Source organism: Methanomicrobium sp. W14, assembly GCF_017875315.1.
Classification (GTDB): domain Archaea; phylum Halobacteriota; class Methanomicrobia; order Methanomicrobiales; family Methanomicrobiaceae; genus Methanomicrobium.
On record NZ_JAGGMM010000001.1, the window covers coordinates 222791 to 240182 of the forward strand.

Genomic DNA, 17392 nt, shown 5'->3' on the forward strand with positions numbered 1-17392 from the left:
ATATTTATCTGTGTTTATTACAGATAATCAAATGTGGACAGACTAGACTGGGTAACTTTTCTGGCTGCAATCATATTTGTAATATGTATTGCGCTGTATGTTAATTATCCAAAAACCGGAGGGGGAGCGCTGCCAGGGACTGAAAATATTAATTCATATCCGGATTCATGCAGTGACGGTTCCTGCTGTATGCCTAAAGTGCATTATACTTACAATGTTACCCCGAAAACAGGCCCCATAAAGATAAACTACAACAATGAACTCGGTCAGATCTACTCCTCAGGTTCAGGCGGATACCCCAGACTTATTCTGCCTGACCTGAATAAACCGACAGGTGACGTTTCCGCTGACGGCAGTAATACGTATTACACCATGAGCAGTAGCTTTTATTCTTCCGATATCTTTTCAAGCAATCTGTGGGAGTCGGGAAACATCACGACATTCGCCTTTTTTGACGGAAAGAATTCAGGTTTTTCTGAAGTCTTAGGCGTTCCATATCAGCTGTGGAGAATAAGGTCATCCATGACTTGCAAAGGAAATCCGGCATATTCGTCTTTGACGTGGGCTCTTGTCGATTACTCGACCGGGGATATCATCACCGGCGGATATATTCTTCCAGACAATGAGATTGTTAAGAAAGTGGAGATTTCAAACCGCAAAATGTATTTCATGATAAATGCAGAAAATGTCCAGTCGTTCAGTCTTGATTTGGAGACTCCTGAGATGGCATACGAGGAGGCGCACATCACTCCAAAACTTACAAGTCTTGTGGATTTCCTGAATACCATGCAGAACTAAAAAAAACCATTTAAACTAATATTGTATTATTCGTAAAAAAAAGGGAAAAAATTATTTTTTTAAGATACGGATAAAAGAGGATATTAAATCGCGGGTATAATTCGTCTTTAAAAAATTAAAGTTTTTTTTATTGAAATCTTTTTTTTAGTGCGCGGCCTCGACTGAAATCTCCAGTACACCGTTTTTTGTAGTGTACTTCATAGTCTCTTTTTTTATTTCAGGAATTTTCACATCGGCAAAATGTTTGACTCCGTCAGTATAGGACGTAATGTACAGGGAATTCTCATGAACCGATATTGCCGTGTTAGACATATCCGAGCCCGGGATATTTGCATAGATTAATATCCTGTCTCCGTCTTTGTGGACTTCGGTATGCGGGTTGTTCAGCATCAGGCCGGAGTTTAATTCTTCATTCAGCCCTTTAGTGCGCTCGGAACTATCTGAGGCCGGCCTGATTTCAATCGGAATCCTTCCGCCGGCGATAGTAATGGAAAATTTTCCGTCAGGGGGAAAATTTCCTTTACTCATAGCCTGCTCAATTATCTTTTTGATAATTGCATTGAATTTGTCCTTGTTGTCTTTGCTGTCTTCAGGCATTGCTCTTTTCAGTTGGTCTCCCGGTTTTATTCCTGTATAGTTTTCTCAAGCGATTCTGTTAACCCTGATATCTTTTCAAAGTCTTTAGATCTGCCATAAACCGCCTTTTCAAGTTCCTCTCTCTTCTCTTTTTTGGTATTTGTTTCGTCGCCGAATTCAGAGCGCTTTATAACTGAAACGGCTTTTTCAAGTATCTGCCTCTCGTCGCCGGAGTATATTATAGGCCATGCCTTGCGTTCATACTCTTCAATTGCTGTTTTATCCAGAGAACTTTTAATCTTTTTCATCGCGGCGTCAAAGTGCTTCTTTGTCACACGCACGTTGACAAGGGCCTTTGCCCTCTCTTCGCCGGACCTTCCCTCCATTGTTGCTATGAACTCACGCATTGCCTGAAGTTTTGCCTCTCTTACGACAAGCTCTATGTCTGCACCTACGTAGCCCTCGCTTCTTTTTACGAGTTCATCAATACTGACGTCGTCTGACAGGATGCTTGCGGAGTTTTTCAGGTACACTTCAAATATCTTCTTTCTTCCTTCTGCATCCGGAGGCGGGACATATATAATTCTGTCCAGACGTCCGGGTCTCATCAGGGCTTCGTCAAGCATGTCGGGGCGGTTTGTGGCACCCAGCACTATAACGTTCGTGAGCTCCTCAAGTCCGTCAAGCTCGGTCAGAATCTGGCTTACGACACTTTCGGTGACATGCGACGACCCCTGGTATGCCCCTCTCTTCGGGAGCAGTGCGTCGATTTCATCGAAGAATATTATCGACGGAGACGCCTGTCTTGCCTTTCTGAACACATCCCTTACACCTTTTTCGGATTCACCTACCCACTTAGAGAGAAGCTCCGGGCCTTTTACAGATATGAAGTTGCATTCGCTTTTGTTTGCAACGGCTTTTGCAAGGAGGGTTTTCCCTGTTCCAGGCGGTCCGAAGAGAAGTATTCCTGACGGAGGTTTTGTGTCGAACTTGTCGAATATCTCAGGATACTTCAGAGGCCACTCAACGGACTCAGTAAGCTCCTTTTTGATCTCATCAAGACCTCCTATATCCTCCCATGATATGTCGGGGACTTCCACGAGGACTTCACGCATTGCAGATGGTTCAACGTGCTTTAAAGCCTCCTCAAAGTCATTCCTTGTGACTTTAATCCTGTCGATTATCTCTATCGGTATGTCCTCTCCGGTTTTGATATCCTTTAGCTCTTCCCTTAAGGCGTGCATTGCTGCTTCCTTTACCAGAAGGGATATATCAGCGCCTACGAAACCGTGGGTCACAGCCGCAAAGGGTTCAAGGAATTTTCTTCTTTTAATCTCGTCCTCGTGTTTTTTACCCTCTTCTTCACCCATTTCGGCAAACTTGTGGCTTAGCTCGACACTTTCCTCGGGCGTAATCTCTATGTCGTTTAAGTCAAGCGGGACACCACGGGTGTGCACCTGAAATATTTCGAGGCGGCCTTTTCTGTCGGGGATTCCTATCTCAATCTCCCTGTCAAACCTTCCTCCGCGGCGAAGAGCCGGGTCTATGTTGTCCGGAAGGTTTGTTGCGGCGATTACTATTACTTCGCCGCGGCCTTTCAGCCCGTCCATTAAGGCAAGGAGCTGGGCTACGACTCTTCTTTCAACTTCGCCCTTTGTCTCCTCGCGTTTCGGTGCAATCGAGTCTATCTCGTCGATGAATATGATGGTCGGTGCGTTCTGCTGGGCCTCTTCAAAGACTTCCCTTAATTTGCCCTCGCTTTCACCGTAGTACTTGCTTATTATTTCAGGCCCCGAAAGGGTCATGAAATTGGCGTCGACCTCGTTTGCAACTGCCTTTGCGATTAAGGTTTTTCCTGTTCCGGGGGGTCCGTACAATAAAACTCCCTTTGGAGGTTCTATTCCGAGCTTTTCAAATATTTCCGGGTGCCTTAGAGGAAGTTCTATCATCTCCCTTACCTGGTCAAGTTCTCTTCCAAGACCCCCGATATCCTCGTAATGGACGTCCGGGATATCCTTTTTGCCTTCTTTTGGTTCGTAAGGTGTTTCTTTTATCTCTATTTCGGTTTCAGGCCCGACGATTGCAACACCGGCCGGCTTTACTTTTGAAATTACGAAGGTCAGGGCATTTCCTATGATATTGACCCTGAAAGTCTCGCCTTCGCTTACGGGACGGCCGTTCAGGACTCTTGCCATGTACTGCTCTCCGCCCCTTAGTGTCAGTGGCTGGGTCGGGTGTATTACAATTTTTTCGGCGTACTTTGCCTCGACTTTCCTGATTACGACTTTTTCGTCAATACCTGTCTGGGCATTACTCCTGATATTTCCGTCAATTCTTATGACGGCCCTTCCCGAGTCCTGGGAATATCCGGGCCATACGATTGCGGCTGCTTTTTTGCCTTTTCCTGATATTTCTATTACATCTCCGCTTCTAAGGCCCAGGGCGTTCATCACATCTATACTTATTCGTGCGATACCACGTCCTGCATCTTCGTGCAGGGCCTCTTTAACCGTGACTTCATATGATTGTGAATTACTCATTGATATTTACCTCTTTAAATCATGTTTACCTATAGTAATCACCAATAATATTTAAAATTTTGGTTGGTTGCAATATAAAATTCCGGGTTGCCGAAGCTTGGAAATCTTCAGAAAAACGTAAGCAAAAAAAATCCTTTCATAAGAATCCGACTAAAATATGGTCTCGAATCCGGTTGCACGAAATATAAAAATCCCAAAAAAAATTATTTCAGAAGAATTTCTTTAAGTTTCTTTATGTCCTTAATATGATACTGCCCTTCTGATGCCTCACTTCCACTGTGGCAGTATATAAGCATTGAACCGAGTATAATAAGAGGAATTCTTACTGCTTTGTATTTTTTACCCATAATGCTTGTAATCAGAGGTTTCTGGCTTTTTATAGTGAAATCGATAAACGAGGAGACATCATCGCAGTTTTTCGGAGTGACTACTATTTTTGGTATATCTCCGTATTCTCTTAATCTGGTTTCTATTTCTTTCAGCTCTTTCGGGCCTGGCATATATTTCAGGTGGACTGAAGATATTATTCTGACTCCGGATTTTTTTATTTCAGGAGCATATTCTGAAAAATCCCTTTCAATGTCAATGTAGTCGGCACAGGAGACCCATGGTTCAATCGACCTTCTCCACGTTTTTGAGTCTTCGGAAAAGTTGCCGCCCTCTTTTTTGCTCCTGATGGTGATTATGCATGGAATTTCATCTTTTTTATCCGTGCAAAGTTCCAGAATCCGTTTTTCTGCAGCACTATCACTGACAAGGTCAAGCCTTATTTCCCTGAAATCGGCACCGTATAATAAGGCGTCATCCCATCTGTCAGGACTTGAGAGCGAAAGAGCTGTTTTCATATCTTTCATTTAAAATTAATACAACGGGCATGTCTAAATTATTTTTGCACTTAAGACCTGTTTTCAACAATCTCTTTTAGAATATGAAAAGAAAATGTGAAGACCTGCCTGGTGAAAATTCTCATCATAAACTTTGAAGTCCTAAAAGTGCAAAATAATACTAGTCGGGTGATTTTTTGAAAGTGAACTTTGGAGGATTTGTCCCGCTGAGTACTGTCGACTGGCGGGGAAAATCGGTATGTACCGTCTTTTTTCGCGGCTGTCCGGTAAGGTGTCATTACTGCCATAACCGAAAGCTTCAGACAGGAAGCGACATCAGGGATACAAATGAAGTATTCGATATGATAAAGGAGTCCAGAATAGCAATCTCAGGTGTCATTTTTTCAGGCGGGGAGCCTACAATGCAGGGTGATGCCCTTGCCGAACTGATGGAGATGAGCAAAAAATCCGGGCTTATGACCGGAGTTCAGACAAACGGGGCATACCCTGAGACACTTGAAAGACTTATCAGTCAGAGCCTTGTGGACTATGTTCACCTTGACATAAAGACGAGATGGGAGCATTATCCTCTCCTTTTAAAGGTGAAGCAAAAGACCGTTGAAAATATAAAAAAATCACTCGAGATATGCAAGTCCGCTTATTTCTCAGGAGACCTCCCCGAATTTCAGGTCGCCTGCACTCTCTTTCCGGGCCGTGAAGACGATGTCCTGTATATTTCAAAGGAGACCGAAGGAGTCGACCTTATTCTCCAGCAGGGTGTTGAAGGAAATATGGATACCCTTAAGTTCGAAGACCTTAAAAAAATTGCAGATAAGCTGAATAGGACCGTAAGAATAAGTACACGGGAAGACGGAGAAGTTACGTACGAAAATAACCGGATAGTAATAGCGGATTCCATTGTCCTGACAGATATTCTTCAGGCAAGAAGGAATTACTGATAAAAAATATGTTTTTTCGGGTCAGGTCGATTGTAAAATGCAGGTAATTGGTGTAGTGGGTCTTCCCGCAAGCGGCAAAGGTGAATTTTCGCGTATTGCAAAAGATATGAACATCCCGGTAGTCGTCATGGGTGATGTCGTAAGAAAAGCCGTTCTTGACGCCGGTCTTAAGATAAACGACAAAAACATGGGGGAGATGTCGCGCTGTCTCAGGCAGGGAATGGGGATGGACGCACTTGCACAGTTAACAGTCCCCATAATAGACGGCATGAAATCAGGTGTAGTCCTTGTCGACGGGATACGCGGAGATTCTGAAGTTGAGACTTTTATGCACCACTTTAAAAATTTCAGTCTCGTCGCAGTAAAATCCCCGTTTGAAACAAGGCTTAAGAGACTTTGCGAAAGAAAAAGGGAAGACGACGAAAGCGATAAAAAAGGGCTGAAAGAAAGGGATGAAAGAGAGACCGGCTGGGGCCTTCTTGACGCCATGTCAATGGCGGAATATGAAATCGACAATGAAGGCACAATAGAAGAATTTGAAGCGAAAGTAAGAGATGTTATTGAAAAAATAAGGAATAAAAATGAGTGCTGATTTTTATTTTGCCTCTTCAGCAAAGATCTGGTCTTCAATTGAATGGGTTTACGGAATAAAGGATGCAGGTTATACCGGGTGGGAAATTTCGGCCGAAGGGAACTACAGGCTTGACAATCCCGGTTCCTATTCCCGGATAAAGGAGGTTTTGGAAACGACCGGTCTTAAGGCAAGCGTACATGCGCCTTTTTCGGACTTAAACCTCGCTTCAATGAACTACCCTATTTACAACGAGTCGGTAAGACAGCTTTCCGAGTGCGTCCGCCTGGCTTCGGACATAACAGAAAGGGTCACAATTCATCCCGGCTATCTGTCGCCTGCCGCAAAACTTGTCCCTGACAAAGTGTGGTCCCTGCATAAGGATGCACTAAGGCAGATAGGCAGTGTGGCGGAAGAATACGGTGTCCTGGCATGCCTTGAGAACATGCCCGATATCGGGGACTTTTTGTGCAAAGACCCCGAAGAAATATTTGGGATGGTTGACAGGGTAGAGGGTTTCGGCGTTACAATAGATGTAGGCCATGCAAACACAGCAGGAATGCTGGACGGTTTTTTGAAAAAAACAGGTCTGGCCTCGCATATGCATCTGCACGGCAATTTCGGCGAAAAGGATGAACACCTGCCGGTAGGAAAAGGAAACATTGACTGGAAAAAGGTATTTTCGACAATAAAAAGCAATTACTCCGGCATCTGTGTCGTTGAAGGAAGAAACATCGGGGAAGCTAAAGAAAGCTGCCGTGAGATAAGGGGGCTTTATTGATGAGCGGAGAAACACTGCAGGTGTATTTCCTCGGGACTGCCGGGGCCCTTCCGACTCCAAACAAAAACCCGTCGTGCATTATGATAAAGAGAGGCTCCGACACCCATATTTTTGACTGCGGTGAGGGTGCACAGCAGCAGATGATGCGTGCAAGAACCGGGTTCACGGTAGATGCGATTTTCATTACGCACTGGCATGCCGATCATTACCTTGGTCTTCCCGGTCTTGTCCAGACAATGTCTTTTATGGGCAGAAAGGAGCCGCTGAACATCTACGGCCCGAAATGGATACATGAGTTTGTATCTTACCTTGAAGGGATATCAAAAACCCGTCTCGGTTTTGAGATACTCCCGAACGAGATAAGAGAAGGGTCGGTCGTCCCTTTTCCGGGCTACACTGTGCGTGCTTTTTCATCACACCACGGCATGCCGGGTCTTGGATACATTCTTGCAGAGGATGAAAGGCCGGGAAGGTTTGACCGTGATAACGCAACATCACTGGGTGTAAAGCCGGGGCCTTTATTCGGAAAACTACAGAGAGGTCAGAGTGTTGTAGTTGAAAAGGATGGTCAGAGAATAACGGTAAATCCGGCGGAAGTGATGGGACCCCCTCGTCCCGGAAGAAAAATAGTCTATACCGGTGACACACGTCCTGACTGCACAGAATGGAAAAAGTGGGGAAATGATGCAGACCTTCTTATTCATGACTCAACGTATGATGACTCGGAAAAAGAGAGAGCTCTTGAAGTTTTTCATTCAACGGCAGGCGAAGCGGGCGGCATTGCTTCGGCGATAAATGCGCAGCGTCTTGCTTTGGTCCATATAAGTTCAAGATATACAAATATGGCAAGCCATATACAGGATGCAGAACAAACATATAAAGGCGAGATCTTTGCTCCTGAAGATCTGGACATGATAGAAATACCATTTAGAGGATGATTGACATGGGTGAAGATGATGAAGTTTCAGGCAGTAGACGGTTATCAGCTTCGCCTGTTTATAACGGGTCTCTTTGCTCTTTTAATCAGTGCAACAGCTGCAATTGCAGCAGGAATCTATCTCGGTTCGGTTTCTGACGTTCTTGCGTACCTTCCGTCGCTGATGGTTCTTGTACCGCCTTCTATAAACATGAGGGGGAGTATCTCAGGTGTCCTTGCATCACGTCTCTCATCGTCGATGCACCTTGGAGAGTTCGAGATAAATTTTTCGAAAAACAGTCTTCTCGGGTTAAATACAAGGGTTTCACTGTATATTTCAATTTTTATCGCGTTTGCACTCGGAATAATCGCTTATGTGATATCATCCTTCTTTGGAATAAACGGCATCAACCCATGGGACTATCTGGTCATTTCGGTATTTTCCGGTGTTTTATCAAGCCTTATCGTAATGGGATTTGCGCTTGTTGTAATCATTTCCAGCTACAACCGTGGAGTTGACCTTGATATGGTAGGTTCCCCGTCGGTCACCACGGCAGCAGACCTGATTACGATACCTATACTTGTTTTAACTGCGCTGTTTGTTCTGGGTCTTTCTCAGGAGGTAAGGTATATTCTTCTGGTTCCCGTGATTTTTTTCTTTGCACTGAGCGTATACTCTTCATTTTTATCAGGTAATGAGAAAAAAAGCATATCAAAGGAGATAGTGACGCTTCTGGTGCCTCTCTCGGTACTATGCACATTTGCAGGCGTAACCTATGCATCAGACATAGACAAACTTGTTGATTTCGCGGTTTTCCTGGTACTTATCCCTCCTTTCACCGGGGGTTGCGGATCAATCGGCGGAATTTTATGCTCCCGTCTTGCAACCGGAATGCACACCGGAGAGTTAAGTCCGCATATATTCCCCGGGAAAGGGACGGGGTGGTATTTTGCGTCAACTTATCTTTATGCATGTATTATCATGCCTTTTCTTGCCGTTGTCGCAAACTCCTGCGCAATTTATCTTGGTATGAGCACACCTGGTTTTTATGAAGTCCTTATCACCTGTCTTGTTGCCGGGATGATTGTAATAACATTTGTAAATCTTGTAGGTTATATCACGGCAAGTGTGTCCTTCCGCAGGGGTTTTGACCCTGACAACTTCGGTGTTCCTGTTATAACAAGCTTCATCGACCTTGCAGGTGCGACAGTTCTTGTAACTATAATAAACCTGATTACCTGAAAGGACGGATACTTAACAAATATCTATTTAGCAGAACAATAAAATACTAGAATATAAATCCATGACCGAACTAGAATATCAGCCTGTCAGTTTTAAGGATGTTCTTATAGAAATGAAGGACATTGCCGAACTGATGGTTGATCTGGCCTATTCTGCAATCCTTTTTGAGAATGAAGATATTGCTCATGAAGTCCTGAACCTCGAAGAAAGCATGAACCAGCTTGTCTACCAGGCACGCATCCAGAGTATTCTCGGGGCAAGAAGGACTGATGAAGCCGAGTCGATGAGCGGGATGCTCCAGGTGGCCGAGGCTGCCGAGAGGATTTCGAATTCTGCCTCGGAAATAGCGATGATTATTCTCAAAAATGTGAAGTTTCCCGCAAAATTAAGGCAGGTCCTGCCTGAAGCCGAAGAGGTTACAGTAAGGGCGAAAGTTATGGAAAACAGCCAGATTGACGGTAAAACTCTTGGTGAGCAGAAGCTTCAGAGTACAACCGGAATAAGGGTTATTGCCATAAGGCGTGGCGTTACGTGGATATATGATCCGGGCAGGGACACACGTATTCTTGACGGGGATATCCTGATTGCAAAAGGTCTTGAAGGCGGAATCAGTACTTTTTACTCAATTGCTGGTGTATTGCCAAAAAAAACCGAGGAAGAGCCTGAAGATGCCGTGGTTTCAGATCTCGACAGGGCGGTTTCCCTGATAATCGACATGAAAGACCAGAGTGAGCTTGCAGTAGGACTTGCCTACACCTCACTTTTGTTTGACAGCCGTGAAGTTGCTGATGAGGTCGTTGCACTTGATTCCAGAATGGATGACATGAGGTACAGGCTTGATTTGTGGATCCTTGAGGCAGCCAAAAGAATTTCAAATGTTGAATATTTAAGAGGTCTTTTGTACATGTCGTCTTTTGCGGAGAATATAAGCAATGCGGCTTCGTCAATTGTAGATGTCATCAGAAGGGATATAGAAATACCTCCTGTATTCAAAAGAATAGTTCGAGAATCAGATGAGATTATTACAAAGGTAAGCGTAGGCAAAAGTTCAGCATTAAATGGCAAAACTCTTAAAGAAGCATCTTTGGAGACTGTTACGGGCATGGTTGTACTTGCGATAAACAGTCATGGCCGCTGGAAGTATCGGCCCGGTAAAAATGATGTTATTCATGCCGGTGATATAATTATAACAAAAGGCAGAAGGGACGGGGAGTGCAGACTTCACAACCTTTCCGGACAGACTGAAGATGCAGACAGATGGTAACTGATAACTGATAATTTATATGGAAGTGAATATATGGAAAAATCTGATAATGTAGTTTATCGTCTCGGCCCTAACTGTGAGCTTGACGATATAGTTGTTGGGAATATATATGAAGTGAAAGTCCAGGGCTTTGCGAAATTCGGGACATTCGTATACTTAAACAGTCACATAAAAGGTCTCATACATGTTTCAAATGTAAAATCCGATCACAAGGAAGGGGAAGTCCTGTATGTCAGGGTAAACAACATCCGCGACAACGGGAATATAGACCTTGAAGAGGTCGTGTTAGAGGAAGGATATGACGTTAAAGCGCTTCAGTGCAAAAAATCTCCTGTACGTCTTTCAGATCTTAAAAACAAGGTTGGAAGAGTCATAAGTATTGACGCTGAAGTAGCCCAGATAAAGCAGACGACCGGCCCTACTATATTTACCCTCATCGATGAGACCGGCTCTGAAAATGCAGCCGCCTTTATCGAAGCCGGTAAAAGGGCATATCCTGAGGTAGAGCTTGGAGATATGGTATGTCTTACCGGAGAGGTCATGATGAGAAACGGCCAGCTCCAGGTCGAAGCCAGCAATATACGTGTCCTTTCCGATGAGGAAAAAGAAGAGGTAAAACAGCGTATAGCAATAGCCACCGAGGAGAGGGCAAAACCGGCTGATATTCCGTTTTTAATCGAGAGTGAGGTCCTGGAAAAACTAAAACCCGAGATGCAGAGGGTTGCCCAGATAATCAGAAAGGCGATATTTACAAACCAGCCGGTCGTCCTCAGGCATCATGCCGATGCCGACGGTATCGTTGCGGCAGTATCCGTTGAAAAGGCAATTATCTCACTTATCCGTGAGGAAGGCGGAGACCAGGACACAGAGAGCCACCTCTTCAAACGTGCACCTTCAAAAGCGCCATTTTATGAGATTGAGGACGTAACACGCGACCTTGACTTCGCATTGCGTGACAACGTAAGGTTCGGCCAGAAGATGCCTCTGGTTCTTATGATGGACAACGGTTCAACCGAGGAGGACGAACCTTCGTACAGGGTTGCAAAGGTGTATGACCTGCCTATTGTCGTTGTGGATCACCACCACCCTGACAAGTCCACTGACGAATACCTTGAAGCACACGTGAACCCATATCACGCCGGAGGCGATTTTGGTGTTACCGCGGGTATGCTTGGTGCAGAGCTTGCCAGAATGATTTATCCCGGAATAGAGGATGAGATAAAACATTTCCCGGCAGTTGCAGCTGTTGGTGACAGAAGCGAGGCTCCGGAAAGGGAAAAATATCTTGCACTTGTCGCGGACAAATATACCGAAGACGACTGCAAGAATATTGCACTTGCACTGGACTATGAACAGTTCTGGCTGAGGTTTAACGACGGCAGGGAGATTATAAAGGATATCCTCAATATCAACAACAACCCTGAAAGGCACAAAAAGCTTGTCGACCTTCTTGTCCGCGAAGCAAATCTTGCAATTGAAGAACAGCTTGACACTTCTCTGCCGCATGTAAAGGACAGACTGCTTGAAAACGGTTCTAACCTGTTTACAATAGATGTAGAAATATTTGCACACCGCTTTACTTTCCCTCCTCCGGGAAAGACGTCAGGCGAGATACATGACCTCCTGTGTAAGCAGAACGAGGGAAAGCCCGTTGTTACTCTTGGAATCGGTCCTGACTTCGCTGTTATACGTTCCCGCGGTGTTCTTATGAATATTCCCCAGATGGTGCGTGAGCTAAGAGACGAGATTAAAGGCGGCGGAGTTAACGGCGGAGGACACCTTGTCGTAGGATCAATAAAATTCGTTGAGGGAATGAGAGATATTGTTGTGGAAAAACTTATTGAAAAGATTGGGCAGTTCCCCGTGGAAATATAATATTCCAAAATACATACCATTTATATATTAACTGAATTTCCTGATTTTAATCCGGTGTAGCAGTTTTTGGATATTATCTTACTCTTGGAATTAAAAAATAACGTAAATATACGCGAAAAATATATATGTGGGTTTAACTAATAAAGATTTGACTTACGGAGGGGAGAATGAGAATAAAAAAAGAGACTGATAAAGAATACACATCCACGCAGGACAGGATACTGTATTATCTGAAAACCGGTCTTGAAAAAGGTAAGCACTACTTCAAGTCGAAGTACATTGCAAAGGATTTGGGTCTCTCGCCAAAAGAAGTCGGAACAAATCTTGCAATTCTTGCAGAAATCTGTGATGAACTGGAGATATCACGCTGGAGTTATTCAAACAGCACAACCTGGAGAGTAACGCCGCGTGCGGCCTGAAAATGCCTGTATAATGCTTTTTTATTTTATAACGGAAAGTTTTTAGTAAAGTAGATATATGTACCGGTGAAATTTCATAATATGAGTCAGGAAAAAATAGAATTTGTCTCAAATATTGAATTTATAGCGGATATTGATGAGAATAAAGACTGTATTATGAACCAGAGCACGAGTCAGGACTCGCCGAAAAAAGATTCTGGAAATCCGTCTGGTCTCTGGTTCAACATAGACGTTCCCAAGAGCCATTCCATGAAAATGGGAGACAGGGTTCGTATAACAGTAGAAAAGATAGATTAAATGTGGAAATTCTTTCTTTTTGAATGCATTGATTTTCAAAATTATTTCCAGACTGATCTATAAAAATAAATATTTATATCGTAAAAATCAACGAAGTAGAGATCTATTGTATATTCAAATATTTCATGAAATTAATATGGAGTCCGGTAATTAAATGAAAAGGAACCTTAGCAAGTACATTGCCGTCGGCAGCCTGTTGTTTCTGTTTTTTTTTGTAGCTACATCAGGATGCACATTTGCACCCGGCAATAATTCACAGAACAGTACCGGTGATTTATATAACCTTCTGAATAAAGCTGAGGAAAGGCTTTACTCAATAGACTGGAATTCTGAGAGTCCCGGAAATATAAGGTCGCAGATTTTAGCCTCGGAGACTGATATTAAGAATATATTTGATACTCTCTCTTCAATGCAGCCTAAGTCTTCTGAAGATTCGGAAAAAATCTATGTACTCCGTGCCCTTTCGTGTTCATATCTTGATATGACAGCCTCCATGATGGACCTGACAAACGTTATAGAGCATTACAACAGTGCAGAGTATTACGCTTCTTTGTATGACAACCACAACTGGGAAATGGAGGTTTTAACAGCCGATGACGCTCTTGCATCTGCAAGAAACAACCTTTATTCGGCGAAATACAGAATTTCAGGGGTGAATATGAACATGGTCCCGATTGATTACCAGGGGGACGTCACTGAAATGAAAGTAAGAATTGATGAAATGGAGACTTTAATGGACAACCTTGCCGATGAATTTTCCCGGGTCCAGTGATAGCCTTGTGCAGTTGTCCGGAAAATCGCCGGTCACAATAAAATAATAAAAATATAATTTATTAAAAACCTGAATTTTTCAGGACTTCATGTTTATTTTTTTAAGGCGGCTTTTAAAGTTTTAAATTTATTCAATACCGCTTTTCCTGATTGTCTTTTTCTTCCAGAACTGTGCCGTCATACGGGCAGTAGACTTCGTTTCCGAAGGTCTCCCACCCGCATACTGGACAGACTTTCCTGTGCTTTTCCCTGAAAAAAAACGGAATTATTGGTATAAACAGGAATAAAAAGAATACGGGCAGGCCTATAATGAAGAAAAAAACTGTGATGAGAATAGAGACTGCAAAAAGTGCTGCACTTAAAACAATTCTGTTCGTTTTGCCACCTCGTATACAGAAAATGCGGGCAGTGCGTCAGGAAAGATATCCTTTCTTTCTGAAAGACTTTTGCACCCGAAAAATTTTGAGATTATGCCGGACCCGATTCCTGCGGCTATTATGTCCGCTGAGCCTGTATCTCTGAGAGTTTTTTCAGTGTACTTTTTTATAAGTTCCATTTGTTCACTGTAAAATGCCTTTGCAATCTCAAGTGCACCTGATTCCCCTATTTCGTACAGGTCTGAACAGACAACTCTTGAAAGCCTCTGAAGCGATGCATTGTATGAGACTTCTGCCCCGTCGGGAGCCGGTGTCGTATAATCATTACACCCGATGTTTCCAAGGACTAAGTGTGCATCCGCACTCTGGGCGAAATACTCGCAGCTTACAAGGGTGTCGTAGCCGTCTACGACGACGTTTCTTAAAAGAGACGGTATTGTAGACCTCAGAGTCCCCGTGTATACAAGGTATCCTTTTCTCAGGCGGTCAAGGTCTGTAAGCCCCTTAAGGGAGTCAAATGAGTTCAGGGGTATTATATCGGTTGTAGTGCTCCCAAAGTCCACTAAAACACTGTCAGGATAGTCTTTTCTTAAAAAATCTGCGGATGCAAGCCAGTTTGCAGCTGCAAGGACATGCGAAGGACCTTCATGAAATGCACCGTCGGTCCCGTAGAAGAGGGACTTTGGTATAGCCTCTGAGACGGAATTGCAGATATATTCTATTCCCTCGTCTTTTCCGGAAAAACCATCGGCAAGTTCTCCGCTCATAACCACAGCCGCTTTTTTTCCGGAGTATTTTTTAAGAAGGTCCTTTAAAGGGGACTTCTTCCACATAGGACAGTAATGTATGCTGACTGTATTTCCGTCAAATACTTTCAGGTTCGCTCCTCCCACATCTATACCTACAAGGTCACTCAATTGTTGTCACCCCGCCTTTTGCATTGAAAGAGACTCTTCCTTTCAGGTGCACGCAGTCGGGGACATTTCCTTTTGAGGATTCCACCAGGATATCTGCAATCTCCTCCTCCATAATGCTGCATATCCCAGTAAGGCTTGTAGTCGGCCTCGGGTTTACGTCAACTACGCAGATTCTGTTCTCTGAGACCACCATATCGATGCCGGTGTATCCCTGGCAACCGAGAACATCAATGCATTTAACAGCCTCTCCTATGATTTCATGGTTTCTGGGGTGAAAAAAAGGAGTTTCACCGCCGCAGTAAAAAAACCTGTTGTTGTCACGTTTTATATACTGTTTGTTGACGGACAGGATAAGAGGCTTTTTTCCGGTGTATGAAAGGCAGGTATCTCCGGTGACTCTTCCTCCGACAAGGCTCACACTTATATTCTCGCCTTCAACAAACTCCTGCCCGAATTCACCGAACCCCGGTTCTTCATCCGAAAGACGCATATTCTGGCCGTCGACACCGTTTATTTTTTTTATGAGCCTTACACCCTTATCGGTTTCTCCGGGCACATCAATTCCGTGGGAGGAAAGTACCGAACCTGTGTGGCGTTTATTCGAGCACAGTGCAATGTTCAGACTTCCGCAACCAATATTTCTCGTATTGTCCTCTATTATCTTTGTAAATTTTGACAGAATATCATCCGGCGCAATTACAAGGCCGACATCACATTCCGGAGCCAGTCTTTTTAATTCGCCGGCAAAGTCCTCCCCTCTTTTTGGAGAATATACTTCATAGCCGCAGCGCTCGAAACTTCCGGTAAGAGTTTTAAGCATTGCCGCACCCTCTGGTGCAAGCTCAGGACTATTGAATACAGTATATTCGGCAATAAGTGCCCTCATAAATATAATTTTTGAACCTGAAAAGAGATTAGACTGACGATTGGAGCCGGACTGCAAAAAATTTATTTTTCGTTGTTTTTCAGTTCTTCAATTGCTTTTTCAAGCTTTTCTTCCATATTTCCTGCAATATCCTCATCTTTTGCTTCATTGCCAGGGCAGTCGTTTTTACCTCCCGGAGACTTCAGGTATTCAATCTTTGACCTCATCCATCGGACTTCACGTTCGCAGTTTTTGTTAAGGCCGTAATAATACCCGAGAGCAAATGAGAGCACACATACAAGAACTGATAAAACGCCGACAACACCGCAGATAAAGCATGTCTCAAAATATCCTTCCTGCGGGTTGTTAACTCCTGTCAAAACGGTACTTGCCGGACTGTTTGTTTCGGAAGCTTCTGTGGGAGCGGCAGTTTCTTTTTGCGTTGCAGGCATTTCTGATGAAATTTTCTCTGAGCCGGGGTTTTCAACAACAGTTTCAATTTCATTGTTTGAGTAGTCCGATTCGTTTATTTTAAGGTCGGAATTTGCAATAATTTTTATAAAAGATGTGCTGCCGGAATATTTTGAATCTGCGGGCTCAAATATTGTAATACTTTTTCCTGCAGGAAGGTAACCTGTTGAGCTTTGTGAATCTGTTTTCATGCCGTCAATGTATATTTCGGTTGTGCTCTGTTCCGCATCGGCATCCCCTGTGTTTTTTATAGTATATGAGATTCTTGAAATTGTCCCCTTATCCCTGTCAAAATCAGCGCTGATATTTTCGATTACCAGGTCAGGTTTTGGCTCTTCAAGGCTTTTTACATTGATTTCTGCGTACCAGTCTGAAGGACCGAAAGTTTTTGTCATGCCGCCGCTGGTTAATACCGTATATCCAGGTGTAATTTTCCATATCCCCGGCATATTCGGAGAAAAGTTTTCGACTATTGCATAGTAGTCATCAGGGTATATCGATTTTCCTATGTAGTTTCTCCCAAGCCTTGTAACATTTCCGTCCGGAGATGTCACATCAAAATACAGTCCTCCGGGCTGATCGATAACAATCTGATTTGTAGCGTTTGAATCGTAATGGAGCAGGTATTTTGCTGTTATTTCATCTCCAGGGTAGATATCCTCTGAATTTCCAAGTATTTTATATGTAAAAAGGCTCAGTCCTTCCGGAGATGTTTTGGGAGAATCAATTGAATAATATATATAATCGGCTGAAACTGCTGTTACAAGAAACAGCGATATCATCAAAGCAGCAAAGCATACATGTTTTATATTCGGATTTGGCATAAAGATCACACACTATTGTTTTTGTATATTGGCAAAGGATATTATAGTTGCCTAAAAATTCCTCTTAAATCAACAGAAATATTTGATTAAATTATCCGGATATT

General features: G+C 43.5%; 17 protein-coding genes. 11 read left to right on the top strand and 6 right to left on the bottom strand.

Going from position 1 to position 17392, the window contains the following annotated elements:
• Window positions 1-33: 33 nt before the first annotated feature.
• Window positions 34-798: a hypothetical protein gene (locus tag J2128_RS01115; RefSeq protein ID WP_209688935.1), complete on the top strand. Its 765-nt coding sequence runs from the start codon at window positions 34-36 to the stop codon at window positions 796-798.
• 144 nt (window positions 799-942) lie between these two features.
• Here the strand turns inward: J2128_RS01115 and J2128_RS01120 are convergent, their stop codons facing one another.
• From J2128_RS01120 to J2128_RS01130, 3 genes are all read right to left on the bottom strand, one after another.
• Window positions 943-1395, bottom strand: coding sequence for an Hsp20/alpha crystallin family protein (locus J2128_RS01120; protein ID WP_209688936.1), 453 nt, complete (start codon window positions 1393-1395; stop codon window positions 943-945).
• Between the two features lie 26 nt (window positions 1396-1421).
• The gene (locus J2128_RS01125; protein ID WP_209688937.1) at window positions 1422-3914 is read right to left on the bottom strand and encodes a CDC48 family AAA ATPase; all 2493 of its coding nucleotides are present in this window, start codon (window positions 3912-3914) and stop codon (window positions 1422-1424) included.
• Between the two features lie 203 nt (window positions 3915-4117).
• On the bottom strand, window positions 4118-4768 hold the full coding sequence (locus tag J2128_RS01130; RefSeq protein WP_209688938.1) for a type I 3-dehydroquinate dehydratase: 651 nt from the start codon (window positions 4766-4768) through the stop codon (window positions 4118-4120).
• Between the two features lie 173 nt (window positions 4769-4941).
• Between J2128_RS01130 and J2128_RS01135 the strand changes: the two genes are divergently transcribed.
• The 10 genes from J2128_RS01135 (at window position 4942) to J2128_RS01180 (ending at window position 13835) form a co-directional block, all read left to right on the top strand.
• On the top strand, window positions 4942-5697 hold the full coding sequence (locus J2128_RS01135) for an anaerobic ribonucleoside-triphosphate reductase activating protein (RefSeq protein WP_348632363.1): 756 nt from the start codon (window positions 4942-4944) through the stop codon (window positions 5695-5697).
• 37 nt (window positions 5698-5734) lie between these two features.
• On the top strand, window positions 5735-6289 hold the full coding sequence (locus J2128_RS01140) for an AAA family ATPase (RefSeq protein ID WP_209688940.1): 555 nt from the start codon (window positions 5735-5737) through the stop codon (window positions 6287-6289).
• A complete protein-coding gene (locus J2128_RS01145) occupies window positions 6279-7049 on the top strand; it encodes a sugar phosphate isomerase/epimerase family protein (RefSeq protein WP_209688941.1) in 771 nt (256 codons plus the stop codon). The genes J2128_RS01140 and J2128_RS01145 overlap by 11 nt, the downstream gene beginning before the upstream one ends.
• Window positions 7049-7987, top strand: coding sequence for a ribonuclease Z (rnz, locus tag J2128_RS01150; protein WP_209688942.1), 939 nt, complete (start codon window positions 7049-7051; stop codon window positions 7985-7987). The genes J2128_RS01145 and rnz overlap by 1 nt, the downstream gene beginning before the upstream one ends.
• Before the next feature lie 15 nt (window positions 7988-8002).
• Window positions 8003-9208 (top strand): magnesium transporter, encoded by a 1206-nt coding sequence (locus J2128_RS01155; protein WP_209688943.1) that lies wholly within the window; start codon window positions 8003-8005, stop codon window positions 9206-9208.
• 61 nt (window positions 9209-9269) lie between these two features.
• Window positions 9270-10472, top strand: coding sequence for a potassium channel family protein (locus J2128_RS01160; protein ID WP_209688944.1), 1203 nt, complete (start codon window positions 9270-9272; stop codon window positions 10470-10472).
• A 33-nt stretch (window positions 10473-10505) separates the two neighbouring features.
• On the top strand, window positions 10506-12347 hold the full coding sequence (locus J2128_RS01165; RefSeq protein ID WP_209688945.1) for a DHH family phosphoesterase: 1842 nt from the start codon (window positions 10506-10508) through the stop codon (window positions 12345-12347).
• A gap of 167 nt (window positions 12348-12514) precedes the next feature.
• A complete protein-coding gene (locus tag J2128_RS01170) occupies window positions 12515-12766 on the top strand; it encodes a hypothetical protein (RefSeq protein ID WP_209688946.1) in 252 nt (83 codons plus the stop codon).
• 81 nt (window positions 12767-12847) lie between these two features.
• The gene (locus tag J2128_RS01175; protein ID WP_209688947.1) at window positions 12848-13063 is read left to right on the top strand and encodes a hypothetical protein; all 216 of its coding nucleotides are present in this window, start codon (window positions 12848-12850) and stop codon (window positions 13061-13063) included.
• Window positions 13064-13217: 154 nt separating this feature from the next.
• A complete protein-coding gene (locus J2128_RS01180; RefSeq protein ID WP_209688948.1) occupies window positions 13218-13835 on the top strand; it encodes a hypothetical protein in 618 nt (205 codons plus the stop codon).
• A 357-nt stretch (window positions 13836-14192) separates the two neighbouring features.
• Here J2128_RS01180 and J2128_RS01185 read toward each other — a convergent pair whose 3' ends face one another.
• From J2128_RS01185 to J2128_RS01195, 3 genes are all read right to left on the bottom strand, one after another.
• Window positions 14193-15128 carry a hydantoinase/oxoprolinase family protein gene (locus J2128_RS01185; RefSeq protein ID WP_209688949.1) on the bottom strand — a complete coding sequence of 312 codons (936 nt, stop codon included), beginning with the start codon at window positions 15126-15128 and terminating at the stop codon, window positions 14193-14195.
• Window positions 15121-16014 carry an ATP-grasp domain-containing protein gene (locus tag J2128_RS01190; protein ID WP_209688951.1) on the bottom strand — a complete coding sequence of 298 codons (894 nt, stop codon included), beginning with the start codon at window positions 16012-16014 and terminating at the stop codon, window positions 15121-15123. Before J2128_RS01190 ends, J2128_RS01185 begins: the two co-directional genes overlap by 8 nt.
• A gap of 62 nt (window positions 16015-16076) precedes the next feature.
• On the bottom strand, window positions 16077-17288 hold the full coding sequence (locus tag J2128_RS01195; RefSeq protein ID WP_209688953.1) for a CARDB domain-containing protein: 1212 nt from the start codon (window positions 17286-17288) through the stop codon (window positions 16077-16079).
• Window positions 17289-17392 lie beyond the last annotated feature (104 nt).

Coding starts and splice junctions, on each gene's coding strand:
- J2128_RS01120 (WP_209688936.1), bottom strand. CDS start 1,395: ATGCCTGAAGACAGCAAAGACAACAAGGACAAATTCAATGCAATTATC.
- J2128_RS01125 (WP_209688937.1), bottom strand. CDS start 3,914: ATGAGTAATTCACAATCATATGAAGTCACGGTTAAAGAGGCCCTGCAC.
- J2128_RS01130 (WP_209688938.1), bottom strand. CDS start 4,768: ATGAAAGATATGAAAACAGCTCTTTCGCTCTCAAGTCCTGACAGATGG.
- J2128_RS01140 (WP_209688940.1), top strand. CDS start 5,735: ATGCAGGTAATTGGTGTAGTGGGTCTTCCCGCAAGCGGCAAAGGTGAA.
- J2128_RS01145 (WP_209688941.1), top strand. CDS start 6,279: ATGAGTGCTGATTTTTATTTTGCCTCTTCAGCAAAGATCTGGTCTTCA.
- rnz (WP_209688942.1), top strand. CDS start 7,049: ATGAGCGGAGAAACACTGCAGGTGTATTTCCTCGGGACTGCCGGGGCC.
- J2128_RS01155 (WP_209688943.1), top strand. CDS start 8,003: ATGATGAAGTTTCAGGCAGTAGACGGTTATCAGCTTCGCCTGTTTATA.
- J2128_RS01160 (WP_209688944.1), top strand. CDS start 9,270: ATGACCGAACTAGAATATCAGCCTGTCAGTTTTAAGGATGTTCTTATA.
- J2128_RS01165 (WP_209688945.1), top strand. CDS start 10,506: ATGGAAAAATCTGATAATGTAGTTTATCGTCTCGGCCCTAACTGTGAG.
- J2128_RS01170 (WP_209688946.1), top strand. CDS start 12,515: ATGAGAATAAAAAAAGAGACTGATAAAGAATACACATCCACGCAGGAC.
- J2128_RS01175 (WP_209688947.1), top strand. CDS start 12,848: ATGAGTCAGGAAAAAATAGAATTTGTCTCAAATATTGAATTTATAGCG.
- J2128_RS01180 (WP_209688948.1), top strand. CDS start 13,218: ATGAAAAGGAACCTTAGCAAGTACATTGCCGTCGGCAGCCTGTTGTTT.
- J2128_RS01190 (WP_209688951.1), bottom strand. CDS start 16,014: ATGAGGGCACTTATTGCCGAATATACTGTATTCAATAGTCCTGAGCTT.
- J2128_RS01195 (WP_209688953.1), bottom strand. CDS start 17,288: ATGCCAAATCCGAATATAAAACATGTATGCTTTGCTGCTTTGATGATA.